This is a genomic window from Aquamicrobium zhengzhouense (genome assembly GCF_016124105.1).
Classification (GTDB): Bacteria; Pseudomonadota; Alphaproteobacteria; order Rhizobiales; family Rhizobiaceae; genus Aerobium; species Aerobium zhengzhouense.
This window is the reverse complement of sequence record NZ_JADGMQ010000004.1, coordinates 131,439-153,418: the sequence shown is the minus strand read 5'-3', so window position 1 is coordinate 153,418 and position 21,980 is coordinate 131,439. Positions and strand designations below refer to the sequence as shown.

Annotated in this window: 14 protein-coding genes; 11 read left to right on the top strand and 3 right to left on the bottom strand. The window is 57.6% G+C overall.

Features of this window, described 5'->3' with window-relative positions; all coding sequences use genetic code 11:
- Positions 1-2 precede the first annotated feature (2 nt).
- Entirely contained in the window at positions 3-575 is a 573-nt protein-coding gene (gene rfbC, locus IOD40_RS08450; protein WP_198476095.1) for a dTDP-4-dehydrorhamnose 3,5-epimerase, read from the bottom strand.
- 439 nt (positions 576-1,014) lie between these two features.
- On the opposite strand from rfbC, the gene IOD40_RS08445 reads away from it, so the two are divergent.
- From IOD40_RS08445 to IOD40_RS08395, 11 genes are all read left to right on the top strand, one after another.
- Positions 1,015-2,733, top strand: a complete 1,719-nt coding sequence (locus IOD40_RS08445) for a type I secretion system permease/ATPase (RefSeq protein ID WP_198476094.1) — start codon at positions 1,015-1,017, stop codon at positions 2,731-2,733.
- Between the two features lie 20 nt (positions 2,734-2,753).
- Positions 2,754-4,055 (top strand): HlyD family type I secretion periplasmic adaptor subunit, encoded by a 1,302-nt coding sequence (locus tag IOD40_RS08440; RefSeq protein WP_198476093.1) that lies wholly within the window; start codon positions 2,754-2,756, stop codon positions 4,053-4,055.
- Between the two features lie 219 nt (positions 4,056-4,274).
- A complete protein-coding gene (locus tag IOD40_RS08435; RefSeq protein WP_198476092.1) occupies positions 4,275-5,141 on the top strand; it encodes an ABC transporter permease in 867 nt (288 codons plus the stop codon).
- Positions 5,131-6,465: an ABC transporter ATP-binding protein gene (locus IOD40_RS08430; RefSeq protein WP_210336832.1), complete on the top strand. Its 1,335-nt coding sequence runs from the start codon at positions 5,131-5,133 to the stop codon at positions 6,463-6,465. Before IOD40_RS08435 ends, IOD40_RS08430 begins: the two co-directional genes overlap by 11 nt.
- A gap of 95 nt (positions 6,466-6,560) precedes the next feature.
- Positions 6,561-10,652, top strand: a complete 4,092-nt coding sequence (locus tag IOD40_RS08425) for a rhamnan synthesis F family protein (RefSeq protein WP_198476091.1) — start codon at positions 6,561-6,563, stop codon at positions 10,650-10,652.
- Between the two features lie 63 nt (positions 10,653-10,715).
- Positions 10,716-12,128: a phosphohexomutase domain-containing protein gene (locus tag IOD40_RS08420; RefSeq protein ID WP_325099689.1), complete on the top strand. Its 1,413-nt coding sequence runs from the start codon at positions 10,716-10,718 to the stop codon at positions 12,126-12,128.
- Positions 12,129-12,230: 102 nt separating this feature from the next.
- The gene (locus IOD40_RS08415; RefSeq protein ID WP_198476090.1) at positions 12,231-13,652 is read left to right on the top strand and encodes a mannose-1-phosphate guanylyltransferase/mannose-6-phosphate isomerase; all 1,422 of its coding nucleotides are present in this window, start codon (positions 12,231-12,233) and stop codon (positions 13,650-13,652) included.
- A gap of 97 nt (positions 13,653-13,749) precedes the next feature.
- Positions 13,750-14,280, top strand: a complete 531-nt coding sequence (locus IOD40_RS08410) for a sigma-70 family RNA polymerase sigma factor (protein ID WP_198476089.1) — start codon at positions 13,750-13,752, stop codon at positions 14,278-14,280.
- A complete protein-coding gene (locus tag IOD40_RS08405) occupies positions 14,270-15,043 on the top strand; it encodes an anti-sigma factor family protein (protein WP_198476088.1) in 774 nt (257 codons plus the stop codon). Before IOD40_RS08410 ends, IOD40_RS08405 begins: the two co-directional genes overlap by 11 nt.
- 22 nt (positions 15,044-15,065) lie before the next feature.
- Entirely contained in the window at positions 15,066-15,785 is a 720-nt protein-coding gene (locus IOD40_RS08400) for a Bax inhibitor-1/YccA family protein (protein ID WP_198476087.1), read from the top strand.
- A gap of 22 nt (positions 15,786-15,807) precedes the next feature.
- Positions 15,808-16,389: a DUF2076 domain-containing protein gene (locus IOD40_RS08395; protein WP_198476086.1), complete on the top strand. Its 582-nt coding sequence runs from the start codon at positions 15,808-15,810 to the stop codon at positions 16,387-16,389.
- A 419-nt stretch (positions 16,390-16,808) separates the two neighbouring features.
- Here the strand turns inward: IOD40_RS08395 and IOD40_RS08390 are convergent, their stop codons facing one another.
- Complete coding sequence (locus IOD40_RS08390) at positions 16,809-17,783, bottom strand: HrgA protein (RefSeq protein ID WP_233713902.1); 975 nt, start codon at positions 17,781-17,783, stop codon at positions 16,809-16,811.
- A 150-nt stretch (positions 17,784-17,933) separates the two neighbouring features.
- Complete coding sequence (locus IOD40_RS08385; protein ID WP_198476085.1) at positions 17,934-21,752, bottom strand: vitamin B12-dependent ribonucleotide reductase; 3,819 nt, start codon at positions 21,750-21,752, stop codon at positions 17,934-17,936.
- Positions 21,753-21,980: the final 228 nt, after the last annotated feature.

The following is a 21,980-nucleotide window of genomic DNA, read 5'->3' as shown; positions in this document are numbered from 1 at the left end:
TGTTACACCTCGATCAGACGCATCGGGGTGCCGTCACAGGAAAAGGGGCTTTCGAACTCGGCCAGTCGCGGTTGCCGCTGATCCTTGTCGCTGAGTACAGGTTCGACGCCGTCGGGCAGGTTCCAATTGACGCCGATGTCCTCGTCATTCCACAACAGCCCGGCGTCATTGGCGGGCGCGTAAGGCGCTGAAACCTTGTAGACGACTTCCGTATTGGGCTCCAACGTCACGAAGCCATGCGCAAACCCGGCTGGAACAAAGAGCTGGTCGCCATTCTCTGCTGACAATATCGCGCCGACCCACTGGCCATTAGTTGGCGATCCAGCCCGGATGTCGACCGCCACATCGAAGATGCTGCCCCGTACGCAGCGCACGAGCTTGGCTTGCGCGAAGGGCGGGGTTTGAAAATGAAGCCCCCGGATAGTGCCGACGGGAGCAGACATGGAGTGGTTGTCCTGAACGAAGCGGCAGCTGATGCCGATCTCAGCAAAACGCTCTTCATTATAGACCTCGGTAAACCAACCGCGGCTGTCGCCGAAGCGCTTGGGATGAACCAGATAGACGTTACCGTTCATGGTCGGCTTCCACTCCTCGATTGGCACGGAGCTGTTGAAAACTGCTCCGGCATCGTTCTCATATGATGGCCCGATTTGCTGGAGTGCAAACCAGACTTTGGGCGATGTGGTGCTAGCCGATTTAGGCGATGTTTTGAACCGAGATTCCCCACCATGCGCATTAGGGGCTGTATGAGGCATGGAAAACTGCGGCGGCGGCGGTTCCATCCCTCGCAGATTTCGATGCTTCTCCGAGTTTGGCAAGAGAAGGTCTAGCAGAAGCTGGGAAGCGAAAAGATTTAGCGAGGTCTAATATGTGCGATTAGGAGGCGTCGGAATTCGATTCCAGTGCTTCACTATACTTAGAGTGCAGTTATTGCATTTATTGCCATGGGGGGCTACCTACATTAGCGATCGGGGTAAGCAGATTCAGAGCGCTTGGGAAAATTGAGATAGGTTCATGCAAAAAAGGACTCCTCTTCATGAAGCCTATGACAGGTTCCGTGCGGTCGTAATAACTACTTTTGTTTTTAGTTTCGCGATCAACCTGCTTCTGTTCGCTGCGCCACTATACATGCTACAGATCTATGATCGTGTGCTGGGGACCCGTAACGAATACACCTTGGTGATGATCTCTCTCATCACACTCTTTTTGATGATGGTGTACGGTATCCTGGAATACGTGCGGTCGCGAATGCTTGTCCGCGCAGGCATGCAGTTCGACGAGGTGCTCTCGCGGAGTCTTTTCAGTCGAGCTGTGAGGCTGCGCATCTCGAACCCCAACGGCGGTGCCGAGCAGATCCTGTCCGACGGCAACAAGGTTCGTGAATTCCTGACCGGCTCTGGCATTCTGGCGTTCTTCGACGCCCCATGGGTGCCGATCTTCATCATCGTCTGTTTCCTGTTCCATCCCTGGTTGGGCTACCTCGCCCTGTTTGGTGCGGTCGTCATTTTCGCGCTCGCCCTGATCAACGAGTACTCGACCCGTACCCAGCTTAAGGCCGCAAATAATGCGGCCCAGGGTGCAAGCCAGTTCGCCGGTACCGTTCTGCAGAACGCTGAAGTCATTCGCTCTATGGGAATGGAAAAGGCGCTGGGTGAACGCTGGAAGGAGCGTCACGGCGAGATGCTGGATGCTCAGGCAGACGCGAGCGACAAGGCTGGCACAATCCTCACCTTCCAGAAGTTTTTCCGGATGGTCATCCAGTCGGCCATTCTAGGGCTAGGTGCCTACCTCGCTCTGCACCAGGAGATTAGTCCCGGTATCATGATTGCCGCGTCGATCATGATGGGCCGGGCACTTCAGCCGGTCGAGCAGGGTGTCGCGCAGTGGAAGCAGTTTGTAACTGCACGTCAGGCGCATGATCGCTTGAAGCGCCTCTTCGAGATGATCCCGGGCGATGAAGAGCGCACCGAATTGCCGGTTCCTATCGGCCATCTCCAGGTGGAAAATCTGACGTCGGTTCTTCCCGGCACTCGCACACCGTTCCTGAAGAATATCAACTTCGTCCTCGAGCCAGGGAAGACCCTGTCAGTCATCGGCCCCTCTGGTTCAGGAAAGTCGAGCCTGATCCGTCACCTTGTCGGCGTTTGGCCGGCAGTGAACGGAACCGTCAGAATCGATGGCGCCGAAATCGCCCATTGGGATGCAGAGCAGATCGGTCGTTATGTAGGTTATCTGCCGCAGGAAGTTCGACTGTTTGCGGGTACCATCGCGGAAAACATTTCGCGCTTCCAGTCGGGTGAGTCCGAGGATGTGGTGAAGGCCGCCATGATGGCAGGTGTTCATGACATGGTCCTGCGGTTGCCGGGCGGATACGAGACCCAGGTTGGCGACAATGGTGCGCAGCTTTCCGGCGGCCAGCGACAGCGTATCGGTCTGGCCCGCGCCATCTACAGCATGCCGAAGCTGGTGATCCTCGATGAGCCAAACTCGAACCTCGACAGCGAGGGTGAAACGGCGCTATTCGAGGCCATCAAGGCGATGAAGGCTGCAGGTATCACGATCGTACTTGTCACCCACAAGACGAACCTCCTCGCAATCAGCGATCAGGTGTTGATCATGCGTGACGGCATTATGCAGGCGTTCACGACGCCGCAGGAGCTGTTCAAACCCACCACAGCAAATGTACAGCGCGTAGGCCAGCAGCAAGTGCAGCCGGCTGCGCAGAGTGCCTGAACCAGCGACGGATCACTGACGTGAAGCAGAAGAAGAATCGGACGAATCCGAAGCCGTTCATAATTGCGGGATACTCGGTGATCGCGCTGACATTCGGCGTTGTCGGTGTGTGGGCGGCCACCGCGAAGCTGGATCGTGCCGTCATCGCGCCCGGCCTGATCGATGTTGCGACGAACCGCAAGGAGATCCAGCATCTCGAAGGCGGGATCATCGATGAGATCAACGTTCAGGAAGGGCAGGAGGTCAAGGCGGGGGAAGTTCTCGTCCGTCTGAATGACGTACAGGCCCAGGCCAATTTGCAGGTTCTGACGATCCGTCAGTATATCGCTGAAGCGACTGCAGCGCGGCTGCAGGCCGAGCGGCGGATGGATGACGATTTCCATCTCTCAGACTATCTGCTGCAAGACCCTTCGCCAGAGGTCCAGCTCGCGGTTGCCGACCAGCGGGAGATATTCAACGACCGCAAGTCGATCCTGTCCTCGCAGATAAGCATCCTGACCAGCCGTATCGAACAGCTTGAGCGTGAGATGGAGGGGCTGGAGGGGCAAAAGGTGGCATTTGCCAGGCGTGCGGACATCCTCTCCGAGCGGCTCGAGCGTCTGCGTCCGGCCGTAAAAAGGGGTGCCGTGCAGACAAACCTTTTCTCGACCTATGAGGAAGAGTTTGTCGAGGTGCAGCAAAACGTTGCCCGCATGGATACGGAAATCGCCAAGGTTGAAAAGTCGATTGGCGAGACGGAATTCCAGATTCTGCAGGCCCAGCAGCAGTACAAGGAGCGTGCCAGCACCGAGTACAAGGAGATCAGCGGTCAGCTGCAAGAGCTGATCGAACAGCGCAAGGTTGCGGCCAACGTCCTCGAGCGCACGCGTATCGTCGCGCCGGTGGACGGCTATGTTCAGAACATACGGTTTCACACCACCGGCGGCGTGATTCGTCCTGGAGAGATCATGATGCAGGTGGTGCCGGCTGATGATCAGATGGTCATCAATGCCCAAGTCGCACCAATCGACATCGACAGTGTTCGTGAAGGCCTCAAGGCTGAGGTGAAATTCTCCGCGTTCCCGGGCCGGTTCATGCCTATCGTTATTGGAGAAGTGGCGACTGTTTCGCGCGCGAGCATCACGCCGCCCGATGGGCGTACCCCGCCTTATTTCCTTGCGCGCATCAACGTGAGCAAGGGAATGGTCCCAGACGATATCGAGGAGCGTTTGAGTGCCGGCATGCCGGCGGAAGTGATGATTTCAACGGGAGAGCGGACGGTAATCGACTACCTCGTCTCTCCGCTGACTGATGCCATGCGACGCAGCATGCGCGAGGAATGATAAGCTGACTGGATGAGGCACGGCCGAATTTCTATCACTCAAGCCCCGGCACCTTTGCCGGGGCATTCGTTTGCGGCGCGTTAGAAAAAGTGTGCGATGCAGCATGATCACCGGCTGCGCAGGGCTGGACCTTCGATTGACCTGCACTTACCTCGTCCATAATAAGATCACACCTTGCCGCTCTAAGGGTGCACGCATCGGCAAAATCAAGGACGGATAATGGAAAGTAAGACGCCACGAGTTCTGCGCCAGGCGAATGCGGAAGGCGGCTGGGCAGGGGTGACACCCCACGCGATGTTGTCGACCATCTGGACCCATCGACGTGTCATTCTGCGCATGGCCGGTCGCGAGCTGGAGAGCAGGTTCAAGGGTTCGCGCCTCGGGTTTTTGTGGGTGGTCCTGCAGCCCCTGCTGATGCTGGGCGTCTACACTTTCGCCTTCGGCGTCGTCTTCCAGGCCAGATGGGGGCAGGAATCGAGCGGCTCACCTTGGGAGTATGCGCTCTTTCTCTTTACCGGGCTTCTGATCTTCAATGTGTTTGCGGAAGTCGTAAGCAGGGCGCCGTCATTGATGCTGGAGAACACCAGCTACATCAAGAACATGGTGTTCCCGATTGAAATCCTGCCAGTCGTCAGTCTGTTGGTCGCGCTGTTTAACTTTGCTGTTGGGGCAGTCGTCCTGATGATCCTCTTTGTCGTACAACGGGGATTGCCACCATTAACCGTCGTACTTTTCTGGATTCCGTTGGTGCCGCTGAGCCTGTTCTCGTTAGGCTTGGCATGGTTTTTCTCGGCGCTCGGCGTATATCTGCGCGACTTGCGGCAATTGATAGCGATCATCATTCCGGCGTTGATGTTCTTGAGTCCTCTTTTCTATCCAATCTCCATTTTGCCGGAGACAATCCGCCCATACATTATGCTCAATCCGCTGGCAGCGATCATCGAGACGATGCGGGAGCTGGTCTTTTACGGGCGGCTGCCGGATCCAGCCCTGTACCTGATCGGACTGGCGGGCAGCGCCGTCATCGCCTGGATGGGGTTCATCTGGTTCATGAAGACCCGCAAGGGGTTTGCAGATGTCATCTGAAGTCGTGATCAAAGCAGAGGGCCTCGGGAAGGCCTATACAATTTTCAAGCGTCCTGAAGATCGGCTGAAGCAGATGCTCAGCTTCGGTCGCAAGAAATATTACGATCATTACTGGGCCCTGCAGGATGTGAATCTTGAAGTCCGCAAGGGCCAGGCAGTGGCTTTCATCGGCCACAATGGCGCCGGGAAATCGACCTTCCTCAAGCTCCTGTGTGGCACTGTGGCGCCGACCAGCGGCACGATCAGCGTTGCGGGCCGTATCGGTGCCTTGCTTGAGCTTGGAGCAGGGTTCAATCCGGAGTTCACCGGACGAGAAAATCTGCGCCTCGCTGCCTCCGTCCTGGGGTTTTCGGAGGCCGAGATCCGACAGAAGGAACCGGAGATCATCGACTTTGCCGAAATCGGTGACTTTCTCGATCAGCCTGTCCGGCTTTATTCCAGCGGCATGTATGCGCGCCTCGCTTTCGCGGTGATGGCGCATGTGGATCCCGATATCCTGATCGTCGACGAAATCCTTTCAGTTGGCGACGCCGCGTTCCAGCAAAAGTGCATGCGTTTCGTCCGGAAATTCCGTGAACATGGAACGTTGCTGTTCGTGTCGCACGATTCTGCAGCAGTGCTAAATCTGTGTGAACACGCCGTCTGGATGGATGCAGGCACGGTCCGCATGGCCGGTGCGGCGAAAGATGTGTGTCTCGCTTACCAGGCCTCGATCGAGGAAGGTAAGGTCAATTCCAACGCATTTCACATCGGCGGAAGCCGGCGGCGAATTGAGACATCGGAACCCGTTGAGGACAAGACCGAAGAGCTTTTGCGCGAAACCGGTTCGGCACCCAAGGTCAAGATTTTCTCGTTCGATCCCGATGCACCATCCTACGGACATGGCGGGGCTACGATCCAGCACGTCGCTTTCCTGGATAGCAACGGGGAGCCCCTGACCTTGCTTACCGCAGGTGACGAGGTGACGCTTCAGGTGGATCTGGTGGCGAACAAGGATCTGGTCAGCCCCATTATCGGGTTTTATGTGAAGGACCGCTTGGGACAGAACTTGTTCGGCAATAACACCTTCGCGACCTACGCGGAAAATTCGCCGCGCGCGCCCAAGGGGGCGGCCTTGACCGCATCATTCCGTTTCCGTCTACCATTCATGCCGAATGGCGATTATTCGGTTACGGCAGCAGTTGCTGAAGGGACGCAACATGATCACGTCCAACACCACTGGATCGATGATGCGTTGATCTTCAAGGTCGTGAACGAGATTGAAATTCAGGGGCTCCTGGGCGTCCCCATGTCTTCTATCGAATTGTCAGTGGAAGCTGTGTAACGGCGCTCCATTGGTTATGTTGACCGCAGCAAGCGTGGTTGAGACTATTTTTTGACGGAGACCTTTGCGGCACGCGAAGGTTTGGAGTTCTACGTATGGCGCATGCAAAATCATCCTTCCTGCTCGAGAAGATCAATCTCGGAGAGGAGCTTGACTGGGAGCCCGCCCGCCTGATGGTCCCCGGTCCCTGGGCAGGCCACATTCCGTTCGCGCACTGGCTCATGAAGGCTGCGCAGCCAAAGGTGCTTGTCGAACTCGGCACCCATACCGGCAATTCCTTCAGCGCATTCTGCAACTCAATTAAACAGCACAAGCTGGACACCCGCGCCTATGCCGTAGACACTTGGCAAGGTGACGAGCACGCCGGATATTACGGCAATGAGATCTATGAGGAGTTGCGGGAGTATGTCGGTGGCAACTTCGGTCCGTTCGCTACTCTGATCCGTTCCACTTTCGATGAAGCTCTCTCTCAGTTTTCACCGGGAACGGTCGATGTTCTACATATCGACGGTATGCACACATATGAGGCCGTGAGGCACGACTTTGAGACTTGGGCGGATAGGCTGTCCGCTCGGGGAATCGCGATTTTCCATGATACCAATGTCCATGAAAGGGGCTTTGGTGTCTGGAAGCTTTGGGATGAAATCTGCGAAGATTATCCGTCCTTCGAGTTCAAGCATTCGAATGGGTTGGGTGTTCTGGGTGTTGGCCAAGAACTGCCAGAAGCGGTCCAGGCATTTTTCGACGCTGGCAAGCAAAAAGGCCCGCGCGATCAGGTTCGGACGGCATTTGCTGTGCGTGGACGTCGCTTCGAACTCAGTACCGAACTCGAAGCAGTGCAAGGCGCTCTTGGCGAGGCTCACAGAGCTATTGAGGATGCACGCGAACATATACAGCAATTGAATGCTGACAAGGACGAGCTCGAAACGGCAATAACCTCGCTCCATGGTGCGCTGGGTAGCGTGGAGGCCACTCTCTCGGACACCAAGAGGCACAACACCGAGTTATCAAAGACAATTCATGATCTTCACAACTCTACTTCGTGGCGTCTCACGAGGCCGTTGCGTCTGGCAAGCAAGGCTTACAGCCGTTATCTGCGCCGCTATGTGCACGCAATTGCGCGGCGAGCACGTGGTGGTGTGGTTGGGGCGGCCGGAGGGGAGCCCGCACTTCATGATGTAGGGCTGCGCGACGCAGTACGTTCGATGATGTCTAGCCGTCTTGACGCGTTTCTGAATTCTGAAACGCGGATGCGCCTCCCAAGCTCGACGACACCGGACGTTACGATCATTCTGATCCTCTATAACCAGGCAGAGATGACCTATGCATGTCTCGCGGCCATCAAGGAGTGCCTCGAGGACAGCGACGTCAAGATCGAGACGATCCTGTTCGATAACGGTTCCTCGGATCAGACGCACGCTTTGCTTGAGCGCGTGGATGGTGCAACAATCATCCGAAATCCTGAGAATCTGCACTTCTTGCGAGGCGTGAACGCGGCGAGCCAAGGGGCGAAAGGCCGTCATATTCTGCTTCTCAACAACGATGCTCAGCTTACGTCTGGCTCATTGGAAAGTGCTGTCAGAACGCTCGATAACGATCCGTCAATTGGAGCGGTAGGAGCGCGCATCATTCTGCCTGACGGCCGTTTGCAGGAAGCCGGCTCAATCATTTGGGCGGATGGAACTTGCCTTGGCTATGGGCGAGGGCGAAAGCCGGACGATGACGAGGTTATGTTTCAGCGGGATGTCGACTATTGCTCTGGCGCATTCCTTCTGACGCCACGCAGCTTGTTCGAGCGTCTCGGCCGTCTCGATGAGGTTTACGCACCCGCTTATTACGAAGAGACGGACTACTGCGTTCGCGTGTGGAAAGAAAATTTGAGGGTTGTCTACAACCCGAAAGTGACGATTCACCACTTCGAGTTCGCAAGTTCAAGCAAGGTCTCAGAAGCGTTGCAGCTTCAGCAACGAAATCTGGAGACCTTCCGCGCCCGACATTCGGATTGGCTTGCCCTGCAACACCAACCCGATCCGTCGAACGTCGTCCTGGCACGCTTTCATGCGCCGAGCGCTCCGCGCGTGCTTTTCCTGGAAGATCGTGTTCCGAAGCCGTGGCTGGGCGCCGGACTGCCAAGAGCGCAGGATATTGTCGCCGCGCTTAGCAGCGCGGGAGCACAGGTGACCATATTCCCTATGCTGAAAGAGGCAGAGAATTGGCGCGAGATCTGGAAAACACAGCCGATCAACGTCGAAGTAGTTCTGCCTTTAGTCCGCGAGCAAGACCTAGCTGAGTTCCTTCGGAGCCGTCGCAACTATTATGATGCAATCTTCGTATCTCGGCCGCACAACATGGCTGATCTTCAGGTAGTTCTTTCCAAGGAGCCAGAACTCCGGGGTCGAGCCAGTCTGATCTATGATGCCGAAGCGTTGTTCGCCAATCGGGAAATCCTGAAAAAGGAGCTTCATGGCGCGCCGCTATCGAAACAAGCCCAGGAAAAGCTTGTTCAGGACGAACTGGCGCTGACGAAGGGCAGCGACCTCATTCTTTCGGTAACCGACGCGGAAAGGAAGATCATGGAGCGAAACGGCATGAGCAATGTTGCCGTTTTGGGCCATCAAGTACATCCGGACCTGACCGTAGCATCGTTTGAGAAGCGCAAGGATATTGTCTTTCTTGGCGCTATTCATGGAGACAATTCGCCAAACGCGGATTCGATTCGCTGGTTCGCTTCAGAAGTTTTGCCGGCATTACGCGATCTTCTGAAGATGCCGGATCTTCGTTTGCAGGTTGTAGGCGTGGTAAAAAACGCGCCGTCGTTGATGGAACTTGACGGTAACATGATCGATCTTCTGGGGCGGATCGACAATCTGAAGTCATTCTTCGAGAATACACGTCTGGTGGTGGTTCCAACGCGCTTTGCTGCGGGCATCCCTCACAAGGCCCACCATGTTGCCTCGCTTGGTGTGCCAATGGTGGCTACCAAACTCATTGCCGAGCAATTGGGTTGGGAATCGGGTCGCGATATTTTGGCTAGCTCGGAGCCCGCTCAGTTTGCGCGTCATTGCCGCGCTCTCTATACCGAACCGTCCTTGTGGGAAACCCTCCGTTCCAATGCGGTAGAAAGGATCAGCGAGGAATGCTCATCGGAAGCGTTTTCCTCGACGATCCAACTTGTCGTAGATCTTGCGAATAAAACCGCTGCGGCGGCGAGGGTGCAGAGCGCAGGAAGCAATGTTGGAACTATAGCCGGAGGAGCCTCGCGTTCTCAGGTCGTTTCGGCGACTGCAATGGACACTGCCTTAGCGGTGCCCTTCACTTATCGATCGCAGCTGGACGAAAGCCACCGTGCGATAGCCGCGGTGTTTCACATCTTCTACGATGAGGTTGCGGAAGAGATTCTGCGCTACTCGCACAATTTGCCGGCCGGAACTGACATTTTTATCTCCACCGATAGCGAAGCAAAGGCTGACCGCATCACCTCTGTCTTCTCTGCGTACAGTGGCGGCATTGTCACAGTGCGTATCGCGCCCAACAGGGGAAGGGACATCGCGCCGAAGCTGATCAGTTTCCGCGATGTCTATGACAAATATGAACTAGTGCTGCATCTTCATTCGAAGAAGTCGGTGCACAACAGCAAGCTCGGTCCTTGGCGCGGTTACCTTTACGAGACGCTTCTAGGGACTTCCGAGCAGGTGCAAAATATTCTTGAGGTGTTCGACCGCTCACCGGATGTTGGAATGATTTTCCCACAGCACTTCGAGTACATTCGCCAGTGGGTCTCGTGGGATAATAATTTCACGCAGTGCCGCGCGTTGGCTGATCGCCTCGGGTATCAGCTCAATGATGGCCAGCCGCTCGATTTCCCTTCAGGGTCGATGTTTTGGGCGCGTTCGGCCGCTTTGCGCCCGCTCCTCGACTTAAACCTGTCGTTTGAGGATTTCCCAGCGGAGGGAGGTCAGGAGGACAGTACCTTGGCCCATGCCGTAGAACGTCTGTACGCGATTATCTGCGAAATTTCCGGGCATGGTTGGGTGAAGGTCGCAAGAACAGATCTACTGAAGAACCGTGCGGGTGTGGTCAGAATTAATGATCCGCAGGATCTCGATGACTTTCTTACAACGAAATCGGTGAGATTAACCGCAATTTCCAAGGTTTCGGCCATATCTGGCGAGATGGCTGATGCGTAACAAGATCAAAGGGCGGCGGGGGATTGTCTGCCGCCACGTTAGTGTGAGAAAACGGTCCCACACGTGCAAAGCAGTCTGAAATTTGGAACGAGCGGTCTTCGCGGGCTGGCGGAGGAGCTAAATGGTGAGGAAGCGCGGCGGTATACGTCGGCTTTTCTCAGCTATCTGGCAACGCTCGGTGAAACGGTTTCGGAATTGTATCTCGCACGCGATTTTCGCGACAGCAGTGCGGGTATTCTTCGTGATTGCGCCGCAGCCGCCAGCGCGTTGGGCATAGAGGCGGTGGACTGTGGCGCTGTGCCGACACCTGCTCTTGCGTTGCACGCCATGGCGGCCGGCGCGCCCAGCATAATGGTGACGGGAAGCCATATCCCGGAAGACCGGAACGGCCTGAAATTTTATCTGAAGTCGGGCGAGATCTCCAAACAGGATGAGGCCGGTATTCTGGGTGAGCTACAGCCGTCTGAGGCCGGTAACTACGACGCACCGATCCGTGATGAGGAAGCCGAAGCGCGCGCAAGATATCTGTCGCGCTATGAAATGCTGTTGAGGCCCGGCGCATTGGCGGGCCTGCGGATCGGCGTTTTCGAGCACTCGACGGTGGCGCGCGATATTCTCGGCGACCTGTTGCGAGCCTGCGGAGCTGAAACTGTCGCCTTGGGGCGCGCAGATAGATTTGTGGCTGTGGACACGGAGGCGTTCACGGATGCGGTCTTTCAGCCGATGGGCGAATGGCTTCAGGACTATCGGCTGGCAGCCATTGTTTCCGCAGATGGCGACGGTGACCGTCCGCTGCTGATGGATGACAAAGGGCGGTTTGTTCGGGGCGACGTTCTAGGTCTGCTCGCCGCCGAATTTCTCGGTGCGGACACCGTCGTCACACCGGTGACCTCCAACACTGCGATCGAAGCGACCGGCTACTTCCCGCAAACCGTGCGTACCCGCGTTGGCTCGCCCTATGTAATCGAGGGCATGATTGAGGCGATTGCGGCCGGAGCTGTCACAACGGTCGGCTTTGAGGCGAATGGCGGGACGCTGCTCGGTAATGCGATCGAACTGAACGGGGTTCAGATTGATCCGTTGATGACCCGTGATGCCTGCCTGCCGTTGCTCGCGACTCTCGGTCTGGCGCAAAGCAAGCAGAAGCGGCTCTCGGATCTCGTCGACTCACTTCCGCTGCGGACCGCTTTGAGCGGCCGGCTTGCCGATGTTCCGTTCGAAGCAAGTGCCCGGCTGCTGGGAGAACTCCGAGATCCATCTTATGCTGCCAAATATTTCGCTGATCGGGGCAAGATTGTCCGCACGGCTGACATTGATGGTCTGCAATTCTGGCTCCATACGGATCTCCTGATACACATTCGCCCGTCTGGAAATGCGCCGGAGCTTCGCTGCTACGTAGAGGCGGTGAATGCGCCTGATGCAGAGCAAGCGCTGGAGTGGGCCTTGAACGCAGCCAAGCGCGCTTTGGCCGCGTGAAAGTTCTCTGGCGATCTTGTTAACACCGGATTGTCACGTTAGGCCTTCTGGAAACCATTGAAGTTTCTTCCGCGTTCTCGCGGCCGCACTATTGAGGTTCTCATGACCAAGCTCGTTGTTCCGGTTGTGCTGGCAGGAGGGCAGGGGACGCGTCTTTGGCCGATGTCGCGATCGGCGCGTCCGAAGCAATTTCTGGACCTCGTGGGCGAAGGGTCGCTGTTCCAGCAGACATTGAAGCGGGCGCAGAACAAGCAATATAGCGCGCCGATAATCCTCACCAATGCTGACTATCGCTTTATCGTAGCCGAGCAAGCGCAGGAAATTGGCGTCACGCCAAAGGCGATCATGCTTGAGCCTCTGGCGCGGAACACGGCACTGGCAATTGCGGTCGCCGCTCTTGCCGCGGTCGCGGATGATGAGGAGGCAGTGCTGCACGTGCTTGCCTCGGATCATGCCATCGATGCGAGTGAAGAGTATTATCAGGCGGTCGCGACGGCCGCCCAGGCAGCGGCTGACGCGCGTCTTGTCGCGTTTGGTATCGAGCCCACTCGCCCCGAAACCGGCTATGGCTACATCGCCGTAGGCGCACCCATCGGTGAGGGCGTCAATGTCATTGATCGCTTCATTGAAAAGCCGGACCTGTCGCGGGCGCAAACCCTGCTCGAACAGGGTGGAAATGTCTGGAATTCCGGCATGTTCATGTTGTCGGCTCGCACCTATCTTGACGAATGTGAACGACTGGCGCCCGACACCTTCGCCGCCGCACGAGACGCAATTGAGCAGGCAATTCGAGATCTTGATTTCGTCCGTCTGGATGAAGCGGCGTTCGAAGCGGCACCGAACATCTCCGTCGACTACGCGATTTTCGAGAAGACCAACCGGGCGGCCGTCCTGCCCGTCCGCTTTCCCTGGTCCGACCTTGGATCCTGGGACGCAGTGTGGAAGGCTCACCAGCCGGATGCGGACGGCAATGTTGCAGTCGGCGATGCGCTGTTCTCGAACGTGCGAAATTCGATGGTCGTCAGTGATGGTGCGCACGTGGTTGTCGATGGCGTGGACGACATTGCCGTCATTGCGAGCACAGATGCGATCTATGTCGGCCGGCTGAGCGCAGCTCAGGGAGTGGGCTCGATCGTCAAGACCCTCAAGGCCGATGAGGCAACGCGCGGTCTGACCGAAATACACAAGACCGCATATCGCCCCTGGGGCGGCTATACGTCCGTTCTTTCCGGGGAGCGCTTCCAGGTGAAGCGGCTGTTCGTGAAGCCGGGCAAGAAGCTTTCGTTGCAAAAGCATCATCACCGCTCGGAGCATTGGGTTGTCGTTCAGGGCACCGGCGAGGTGACCGTTGATGGAAAGGTACAAATCCTTTCCGAAAATGAGTCCATCTATCTCCCGCTGGGCTGCACCCACCGACTGGCAAATCCGGGCAAGATCGTTCTTGAACTGATCGAAGTGCAGACGGGATCTTATCTCGGTGAGGACGACATTATCCGCATCGAAGATGAGTTCGGGCGCAAGTGATCTAGTGGCAGGCTGGTGCGGCGCTGAAGTCGTACGCCTGGAAAAAATTTTTCCGTGATCTCGGGAATAAGTCCGCGTCTTCCTACGTATACGTGGCATGAAGAGAACTCAGGCCCGTTTCGATGTGGTTGGTCAGCTCGGCGCGCTGCGGCGCTACGCGCGATCGCTGACACGCGACAGCAGCGACGCCGAAGATCTTGTGCAAGACGCGCTGCTGCGAGCTTGCGAGAACCGATCGTCGTTCGAGGCCGGGCGAGAAGTGCGTCCTTGGCTGCTGTCGATCTTGCACAATGTGTTCGTCGACAAGACCCGCCGCAGCAAGTCTGAAAGCTTGCGCATCAAGGGGCTGGCCGAGATGTCACCCAAGCAGCTTGATGCGCCACAGGATCACTCCGTGCGACTGGCGCAAATCCGCGCCGCGTTCATGAAGTTGCCCGAAGAACAACGCACTGCGCTCCATCTCGTGACAATTGAAGGCCTTTCTTATCAGGAAGCGGCGGACACGCTGGCCATTCCGGTGGGAACGCTGATGTCGCGCATCTCGAGGGGGCGTGAAGCCCTGCGGTCGTTCGAACAGGGCCGCGACCAAACCTCACTCAAGCTGGTAGGAGGACGCGATGTTTCCTGAGCGTGACCCTGTCACCGAACATGATCTGAACGCTTATGTCGACGATCAGCTTTCACCAGCGCTCCGCGTGGATGTAGCGGCCTGGTTGGCCGGCCATCCGGAGGAAGCTGCACGCGTGATGGCGGATTTGCGCGCGCGTGACGAGCTTCGGCTTGCACTGGCGCTTCCGAACGCAAGTGGCAACCCGACGACCACTGCGATTGCTCGGAAGCTGGAACGTGGCCTTGGCATGGGACGCCTTTATGCCAGGCTTCAGCAGGCGGCATCGATTGCCATACTGGTCGGCATTGGCTGGGCCGCAAATGAGGTTGTCGGACCGCTGGGTGTCACCCAGTCGGTCGCGTCCGCGCCGCCGCCGGCCTATGTCGAGGACGCAAGACGGGCTCACCGTACGGCGGTCATCCGTTCGGGAATGACGTCGCAGCCAGAGACGACCGTGTACGATCCCGTTGAAATTCGTGCGATGACAGCGATCATCATGCCAACGTTGCCGAAGGATTGGCGCGTGACGGATGTTCAGCTGTTTCCATCCCAATTCGGGCCGAGCGTCGAGCTTTCTGCCGAGGCGGAAGATCTTGGTCACGTCTCGCTGTTCGCGGTCCGTCCCGGCACGTTCGATGTCATAAAGCCGACGGCAGCGCCGGGCGAAGATGCGTCGGCGGTTTTCTTCCAAATCGGCGAAGTCGCTTATGCCGTTGTCGCAGCAGGCGATGCCAAGGCGCTTGATCAGGCTGCGGAGCGCCTGGCCGACACACTTTACTGATCTGCACACTGAGGAGTTCAGAATGAACAATCCGCAATTTAGCTTTGGCGCCGGGATTGCCCGACAGCAATCTCAAGCGCTTTTTGATGAGGGCCTGCGCCAGCACATGCTGCGCGTCTATAACTACATGGCACTTGGCCTGGTGCTCACGGGTGTGGTCGCATTCGTGGTTGGGTCGACCCCGGCCCTTTATGTGCCGATCTTCTCGTCACCCCTGAAATGGGTGGTGATGCTGGCTCCCCTGGCATTCGTTTTCTTCTTCTCGTTCCGCATCAACTCCATGACGGCTGCGGGCGCACAGGGAATGTTCTGGGCGTTCTGCGCCGTGATGGGGCTTTCGCTCGCTTCCGTGTTCCTGGTTTTCACCGGGACCTCGATTGCCAGAACCTTTTTTATCGCTGCAACGATGTTCGGCGCCATGAGCCTCTACGGCTATACGACCAAGGCGGACCTGACGAAGTTTTCATCTTTCCTGATCATGGGCTTGTTCGGCGTGATCATCGCTTCGCTGGTCAACCTGTTCATGCAGTCGTCGGCGATGCAGTTCGCGATCTCGGTCATCGGCATCTTTGTGTTCCTCGGCCTGACGGCTTGGGACACGCAGACGATCAAGGAGCAGTACGCCGAGAATTTTGACGCCGAGTCACAGCAGAAGCTGGCCGTGTCTGGCGCTCTCTCGCTCTATCTGAATTTCGTCAACATCTTCCAGCTTCTGCTCAACTTCACCGGCGAGCGTGAATAGAATTAGCATTAGAGGACTGATAATGGACCGCAACGACCAACAGGCAATTGAACAGCTTTTCGGCAAACTGGCTGCCGTGGAGCGCCAGATGCCACAGCGCGACGCTGGCGCAGAAGCTTTCATTCGCGACCAGATCTCCGCGCAGCCGGGCGCGCCCTACTACATGGCGCAAACCATCGTCATGCAGGAGCAGGCGCTGCAGGCGGCACAGGCACGTCTGGAAGAACTGGAGGCACAAGCGGCTGAGCGGAAGCAATCGGGTGGCCTGTTTGGCAGCCTCTTCGGCAGCAGTGCGCCGGCTCCTCGCCGCTCGGGCGCTGTTCCAAGCATCAATCGTGACGCTGCTGGCCAGGGGGCTGCGATCCCGCCGCAGCCTGCGCGTGGCGGCGGCTTCCTTGCTGGTGCAGCCCAGACAGCGATGGGTGTCGCAGGCGGCGTCCTCCTCGGCAACGCCATTGCCGGCATGCTGGGCTCCGGCACCGGCGAAGCTCAGGCGGCAGAGGCTGGAGCTGAAGAGGCCGGCACCGAGGACATGACCGCAGACGATGTCGGCTTCGATGACGGCGGCTTTGACGACGGCGGCTTCGGCGACATGGATTTCTGATCCAGATATCAAGTTCCCTACGCGGCCGACGCACGGCCGCGTAAATTTGTCAGACTGCTTCAGATAGCGGTGGTGGGTTTCGCCGGTGGCAAGCGTGCAGCGAGCTGAGGGGGATACTATCTGTGAGGTCTCCGGAACCCGTCAGACTTAGGGCCGATCCTGACGGGCCGGGGCTTGTTGAGCACGTTGTGCCGGAACCACTGACGTTCAGTTTCCGCGTCCGATGGCTCTTTGGTTCGTTTCTTTCGCTGAAACGCGAGGGCGCGGGGTCCCATTTTGGCAATCTGCCAGCTCACCCTCCGTCTTTGGACGTGTGTAGAACCGCGTCTTGGAAAAGGTGAATTCTTGGAGTGTCATAGGGCTCTAGATGGAGTGTCTCCGTCGATCATCACAGAGACATCGGGTTAGGAATCAAGCAGTTAGAGGTCTCCGGTTTGGAAGAATTGCCGGACACGCTTCATGAAAGCGGATAAATCCCTGTTCTCCCGGGACAGTCGACTGCACTTTGCCCACTCGAGGTCGTGCCGCTCTCTGGCTGGTATCAGTATCTGGCTTTCGGCCGGGTTGGCGGCATCCAGTTTGATCAGGCCGATACCGTGCATCGCATACCGGATCCGAAGCTCCTTCAGAGTGTCGGCACCCTCTATCTCCGCGGCAACGAGGTATCCGAGATTTGCCCAAGAAGAGTTCGATACCGCCTGGAAGTATGTTTCTCTTGCGTTGGACCTGTTGATTAAAATCTTGACTTCGAATGACCACAGCCGGAGCCGCTTGTCCCTACTTTCTCTGATTGCAGCTACGACTTCCGGGTCCAACCCGTCAGTAAGGTTCTCTATCCCCACGACATCGGGAAAGAGCCATTTATTCCCACCTGGCCCACGCGAGTTCGAGGACTTCCGTTCGTCGATCCGATATCCATGGACACCCTGTTCGGCGAACATGAATTCGATCAGCATCGGATAAAGATCGTGTTCCCGAATTTTGGGTTCATCAGAACCCGGAAGTAACGCTTCCCCTTCCAGTTCGGCCTCTTCTACCTCGTCCTCTTCTGACTTCGAGGTCCAATAGTATAGTCGCGGCTTGATGCCTTCGGCCGTCCGAAATTCCGGATGCATCTTCTGCCATTGTGGGCGGCAGGATCCTATCTCCGCGACCAATTGGTTCAGGAGGTCAGTTTGATTCTTTAGGGACGCGCTTGCATGCAGTTTGGCAGCCGCTTCTTCTGGATATTTTTCACATATCCATGTTGCGATTTCGCGCGCCTTCAGCTTCTCGCCTGGTCGCGATGACAGCGCCTCAATAACTCGCTTTCGAAGTTTAAGAGCCATGACATCCCCCAGTTCGATAGCTTCGCAGGAATGAGGAACCGTTTGTAGCCGCGTTTCATCGTCCAAGGGCTACAAAACCTTCTGTCTGTAAAAAAAAACGGCCCGGATTGGGGCCGTTTTTTGAGGTGATCCGACTTCCTGCGTCAGATGAGCAGTCTGTCTTGACGCTGAGCGAGATGCAGTGACGCGTCAGGCAGGTTATTATCGGCGTGCTGATCAGCTGCAGCCGCTGGTGGCGCCGCAGGTGTCGCACTTTTCGCAGGTGCCGTTGCGGACCATGGTGAAGTTCTGGCACTCCGAGCATGAATTGCCGGTGTAGCCCTGCATCATGGACTGCTGGCGGCGTTCAGCGGCGATTGCCTTTGCGTCTGCTGCTTCCTTGGCGGCTGCATCGGTGAACAGCGCCGCCGTTCCTTCAGCGATAGCCTCGTCTGCAGCAATCTCCTCAGCGAGATCCTTCGCACGCTCTTCATATTCGCGCTTGAAGGCGGTGGCACCGTCGATCTGCTCCGAAGTGATCGGCTTCAGGGCGGTGACGGTCGCACCGGTGCCAATGGAGCGGACGTTGGAAGCCGATGTGCTGGTCGGCGTCGTGCGCGCAGGGGTCGCTGCGGCGTTGCCGGCAAAGCCCTTCGGCTCGTTGCCCGGCGTCGCACCGGACACGATCTTCAGCGGTGACGCCCCACGCATCAGACCCTTGGAGAAGGGGCTCGCCTTGCCTTCGTTGATACCCTTGCCGAGTGCGGTATTAGAAAAATCCGACAGATCGACATGCGCAAGGTCATTACGCGCCAGGTAGGACACAGCCAGTTCGCGGAAGACGTAGTCGAGGATCGACGTCGCGTTCTTGATCGCGTCATTGCCGATGACCATGCCGGCCGGCTCGAACTTGGTGAAGGTGAACGCCTCCACATATTCTTCCAGCGGCACGCCATATTGCAGGCCAAGCGAGATCGCGATGGCAAAATTGTTCATCATCGCGCGGAAGGCAGCACCTTCCTTGTGCATGTCGATGAAGATCTCGCCGAGGCGACCATCGTCGAATTCGCCGGTGCGCAAATAGACTTTGTGACCACCGATGACGGCCTTCTGGGTATAGCCCTTGCGGCGGTTCGGCAGTTTTTCGCGTAGCGAACGAACCTCGCGTTCGACGATCTTCTCGATGATCTTTTCCGTGACCGCGACCGCCTTGGCAGCTGCCGGCGCAGCTGCGACCTGCTCGATCACTTCTTCTGCCTCATCCTCATCGTCCGAGATCAGCGAAGCATTAAGCGGCTGCGAGAGCTTGGAGCCATCGCGGTAGAGCGCATTGGCCTTCAGGCCGAGCTTCCACGAGAGCATGTAGGCGTTCTTGCAGTCCTCGACGGTCGCCTCGTTCGGCATGTTGATCGTCTTGGAGATCGCACCGGAAATGAACGGCTGTGCCGCAGCCATCATGCGGATGTGGCTCTCCACTGACAGATAGCGCTTGCCGATCTTGCCGCACGGATTCGCGCAGTCGAACACCGGCAGGTCCTCTTCCTTAAGGTGCGGTGCGCCTTCGAGGGTCATTGCGCCGCAAACGTGGATGTTCGCTGCTTCAATGTCCTTTTTGGAAAAACCGAGTGCCGGAAGGATTTCGAACGAGAAATCGTTCAGCTGCTCGTCGGTAAAGCCATAGGTGTCCTTCAGCCAGTCGGCGCCGAGCGTCCACTGGTTGAAGACGAACTTGATGTCGAATGCAGAGCCGAGAGCTGCGTTTAGCGCTTCGATCTTCTCGTCAGTGAAACCCTTGGCCTTGAGCGAGCCGGGGTTGATGCCCGGTGCCTGGTTCAGGTTGCCGTGGCCGACTGCGTAAGCTTCGATCTCGGCGATCTGGGCTTCCGCGTAACCGAGCGTGCGCAGGGCTTCCGGGACCGCTCGGTTGATGATCTTGAAGTAGCCGCCGCCGGCGAGCTTCTTGAACTTCACCAGAGCGAAGTCAGGCTCGATGCCGGTCGTATCGCAGTCCATGACGAGACCGATTGTGCCGGTCGGCGCGATAACGGTGGCCTGCGCGTTGCGGTAGCCGTATTCGGCGCCAAGGTCGATTGCCTTGTCCCAGGCTGCACGGGCACGTTCGACCAATTCCCTCTGCCGAATGTGCTCTTCTTCCAGCGGAACCGGAGCCACTGCCAGCTTCTCATAGCCATCTGTCTCGCCATAGGCGGCGCGGCGATGGTTGCGCATGACGCGCAGCATGTGCGGTGCATTGGCCGGATATTCGGGGAAGGCACCGAGTTCTGCAGCCATCTCGGCGGAGGTGGCATAGGCAACGCCGGTCATGATGGCGGTGAGTGCGCCGCACAGGCTCCGGCCTTCGTCGGAATCGTAGGGAATACCCGAGGTCATCAACAGGCCGCCAATGTTGGCGAAGCCGAGGCCGAGCGTGCGGTACTCGTAGGAAAGCTTGGCAATCTTCCACGACGGGAACTGCGCCATCATCACCGAGATCTCGAGGACAACGGTCCACAGACGTACGGTGTGCTCATAGGCGTCAACGTCAATCGTGCCGTCCGCATTGCGGTAGGTCAGCAGGTTGATCGAGGCGAGGTTGCACGCCGTGTCATCGAGGAACATGTATTCCGAGCACGGGTTCGACGCGCGGATCGGACCGGCTGACGGGCAGGTGTGCCAGTCATTCATCGTCGTGTTGAAGTGTAGGCCAGGATCAGCCGATGCCCAGGCCGCGTAGCCGATCTTCTCCCAAAGATCGCGTGCCTTGAGGGTCTTGAGGACCTTGCCGTCGCGGCGGCCGGTGAGATGCCAGTCGCCATCCACTTCGACAGCGCGCAGGAAGTCGTCCTTCACCGAAACCGAGTTGTTCGAATTCTGACCGGAGACGGTCAGATACGCTTCCGAATCCCAGTCAGTATCGTAGGTCTTGAACTCAAGGCTGGTGTAGCCCTGCTTGGCGAACTGGATGACGCGCTTGACGTAATTTTCCGGAACCGAGTTCTTCTTCGCAGCGCGAACTTCGCGCTTCAGTGCCGGATTCTTGGCGGGGTCATAGCAATCGTCATTATTGCCTTCGCAATTGACGCAGGCCTTCATGATGGCTGCGAGGTGCTGCTTGACGATCTTGGAGCCGGTGACGAGCGCAGCAACCTTCTGCTCTTCGTTCACCTTCCAGTCGATGTAGGCTTCGATATCGGGATGGTCGGCGTCGACGACGACCATCTTGGCAGCGCGGCGGGTGGTGCCGCCCGACTTGATCGCGCCCGCTGCACGGTCGCCGATCTTGAGGAAGCTCATCAGGCCCGACGACTTCCCGCCGCCCGACAACTTTTCGCCTTCGCCACGAAGATGCGAGAAGTTCGAGCCGGTGCCCGAGCCATACTTGAACAGACGTGCTTCACGCACCCACAGGTCCATGATGCCGCCCTCGTTGACGAGGTCGTCGGCAACCGACTGGATGAAGCAGGCATGCGGCTGCGGATGTTCGTAAGCCGACGATGACTTGGTCAGCTTGCCGGTGAACGGGTCGACGTAATAGTGGCCCTGGCCAGGACCATCGATGCCATAGGCCCAGTGCAGGCCGGTGTTGAACCACTGCGGCGAGTTCGGCGCGACGCGCTGGGTCGCGAGCATGTAGGCGAGCTCGTCACGGAAGGCGAGGGCGTCTTCTTCGCTGTTGAAGTAACCGCCCTTCCAGCCCCAATAGGTCCACGTGCCCGCGAGGCGATCAAAGACCTGACGCGCATCGGTCTCGGAGCCATACTGTTTGTCTTCGGGTAGTTCCGCCAATGCCTCTTCGTCGGCTACCGAACGCCAGAGGAACGAAGGGGCGTCGTTCTCCTCGACCTTCTTCAGGCGAGCTGGAACACCGGCCTTTCGGAAATATTTCTGGGCCAGAATGTCAGCAGCGACCTGGCTGAACTGCGCCGGCACGTCGATGTCAGCGAGGCGGAAGACGATGGACCCGTCTGGGTTCTTGATCTCGCTCGTCGCCTTGCGGAATTCGATCTCCGCATATGCCGACTGGCCTTCCTTGGTGAAGCGACGTTCGATGCGCATCTTCTTAGTCCCTTTGGTCCCTAAATATAGTGTCCCGTAGCGTCATGTGCATCAGCCTCGCCTGACGCTCCTGACACCAGCTCGCCGTTTCGCCGCCACCTCGTTAGGGCGACTCATTCCTACCCGCGAGAACCGGTTGGTCGCGTCCGGCTCCAATCAGCCTCTCGCGCGTCTCGTCCCAAGCGGGCCCAAAATTTAAACGCCTTACTGGGTTCTCAGTGTCGCCTT

Bases quoted from the DNA above. Each gene is read 5' to 3' on its own strand.
- IOD40_RS08405 (WP_198476088.1), top strand. From the start codon at position 14,270: ATGTTTCCTGAGCGTGACCCTGTCACCGAACATGATCTGAACGCTTAT.
- IOD40_RS08410 (WP_198476089.1), top strand. From the start codon at position 13,750: ATGAAGAGAACTCAGGCCCGTTTCGATGTGGTTGGTCAGCTCGGCGCG.
- IOD40_RS08430 (WP_210336832.1), top strand. From the start codon at position 5,131: ATGTCATCTGAAGTCGTGATCAAAGCAGAGGGCCTCGGGAAGGCCTAT.
- IOD40_RS08435 (WP_198476092.1), top strand. From the start codon at position 4,275: ATGGAAAGTAAGACGCCACGAGTTCTGCGCCAGGCGAATGCGGAAGGC.
- IOD40_RS08445 (WP_198476094.1), top strand. From the start codon at position 1,015: ATGCAAAAAAGGACTCCTCTTCATGAAGCCTATGACAGGTTCCGTGCG.
- IOD40_RS08400 (WP_198476087.1), top strand. From the start codon at position 15,066: ATGAACAATCCGCAATTTAGCTTTGGCGCCGGGATTGCCCGACAGCAA.
- IOD40_RS08425 (WP_198476091.1), top strand. From the start codon at position 6,561: ATGGCGCATGCAAAATCATCCTTCCTGCTCGAGAAGATCAATCTCGGA.
- rfbC (WP_198476095.1), bottom strand. From the start codon at position 575: ATGAACGGTAACGTCTATCTGGTTCATCCCAAGCGCTTCGGCGACAGC.
- IOD40_RS08395 (WP_198476086.1), top strand. From the start codon at position 15,808: ATGGACCGCAACGACCAACAGGCAATTGAACAGCTTTTCGGCAAACTG.
- IOD40_RS08385 (WP_198476085.1), bottom strand. From the start codon at position 21,752: ATGCGCATCGAACGTCGCTTCACCAAGGAAGGCCAGTCGGCATATGCG.
- IOD40_RS08415 (WP_198476090.1), top strand. From the start codon at position 12,231: ATGACCAAGCTCGTTGTTCCGGTTGTGCTGGCAGGAGGGCAGGGGACG.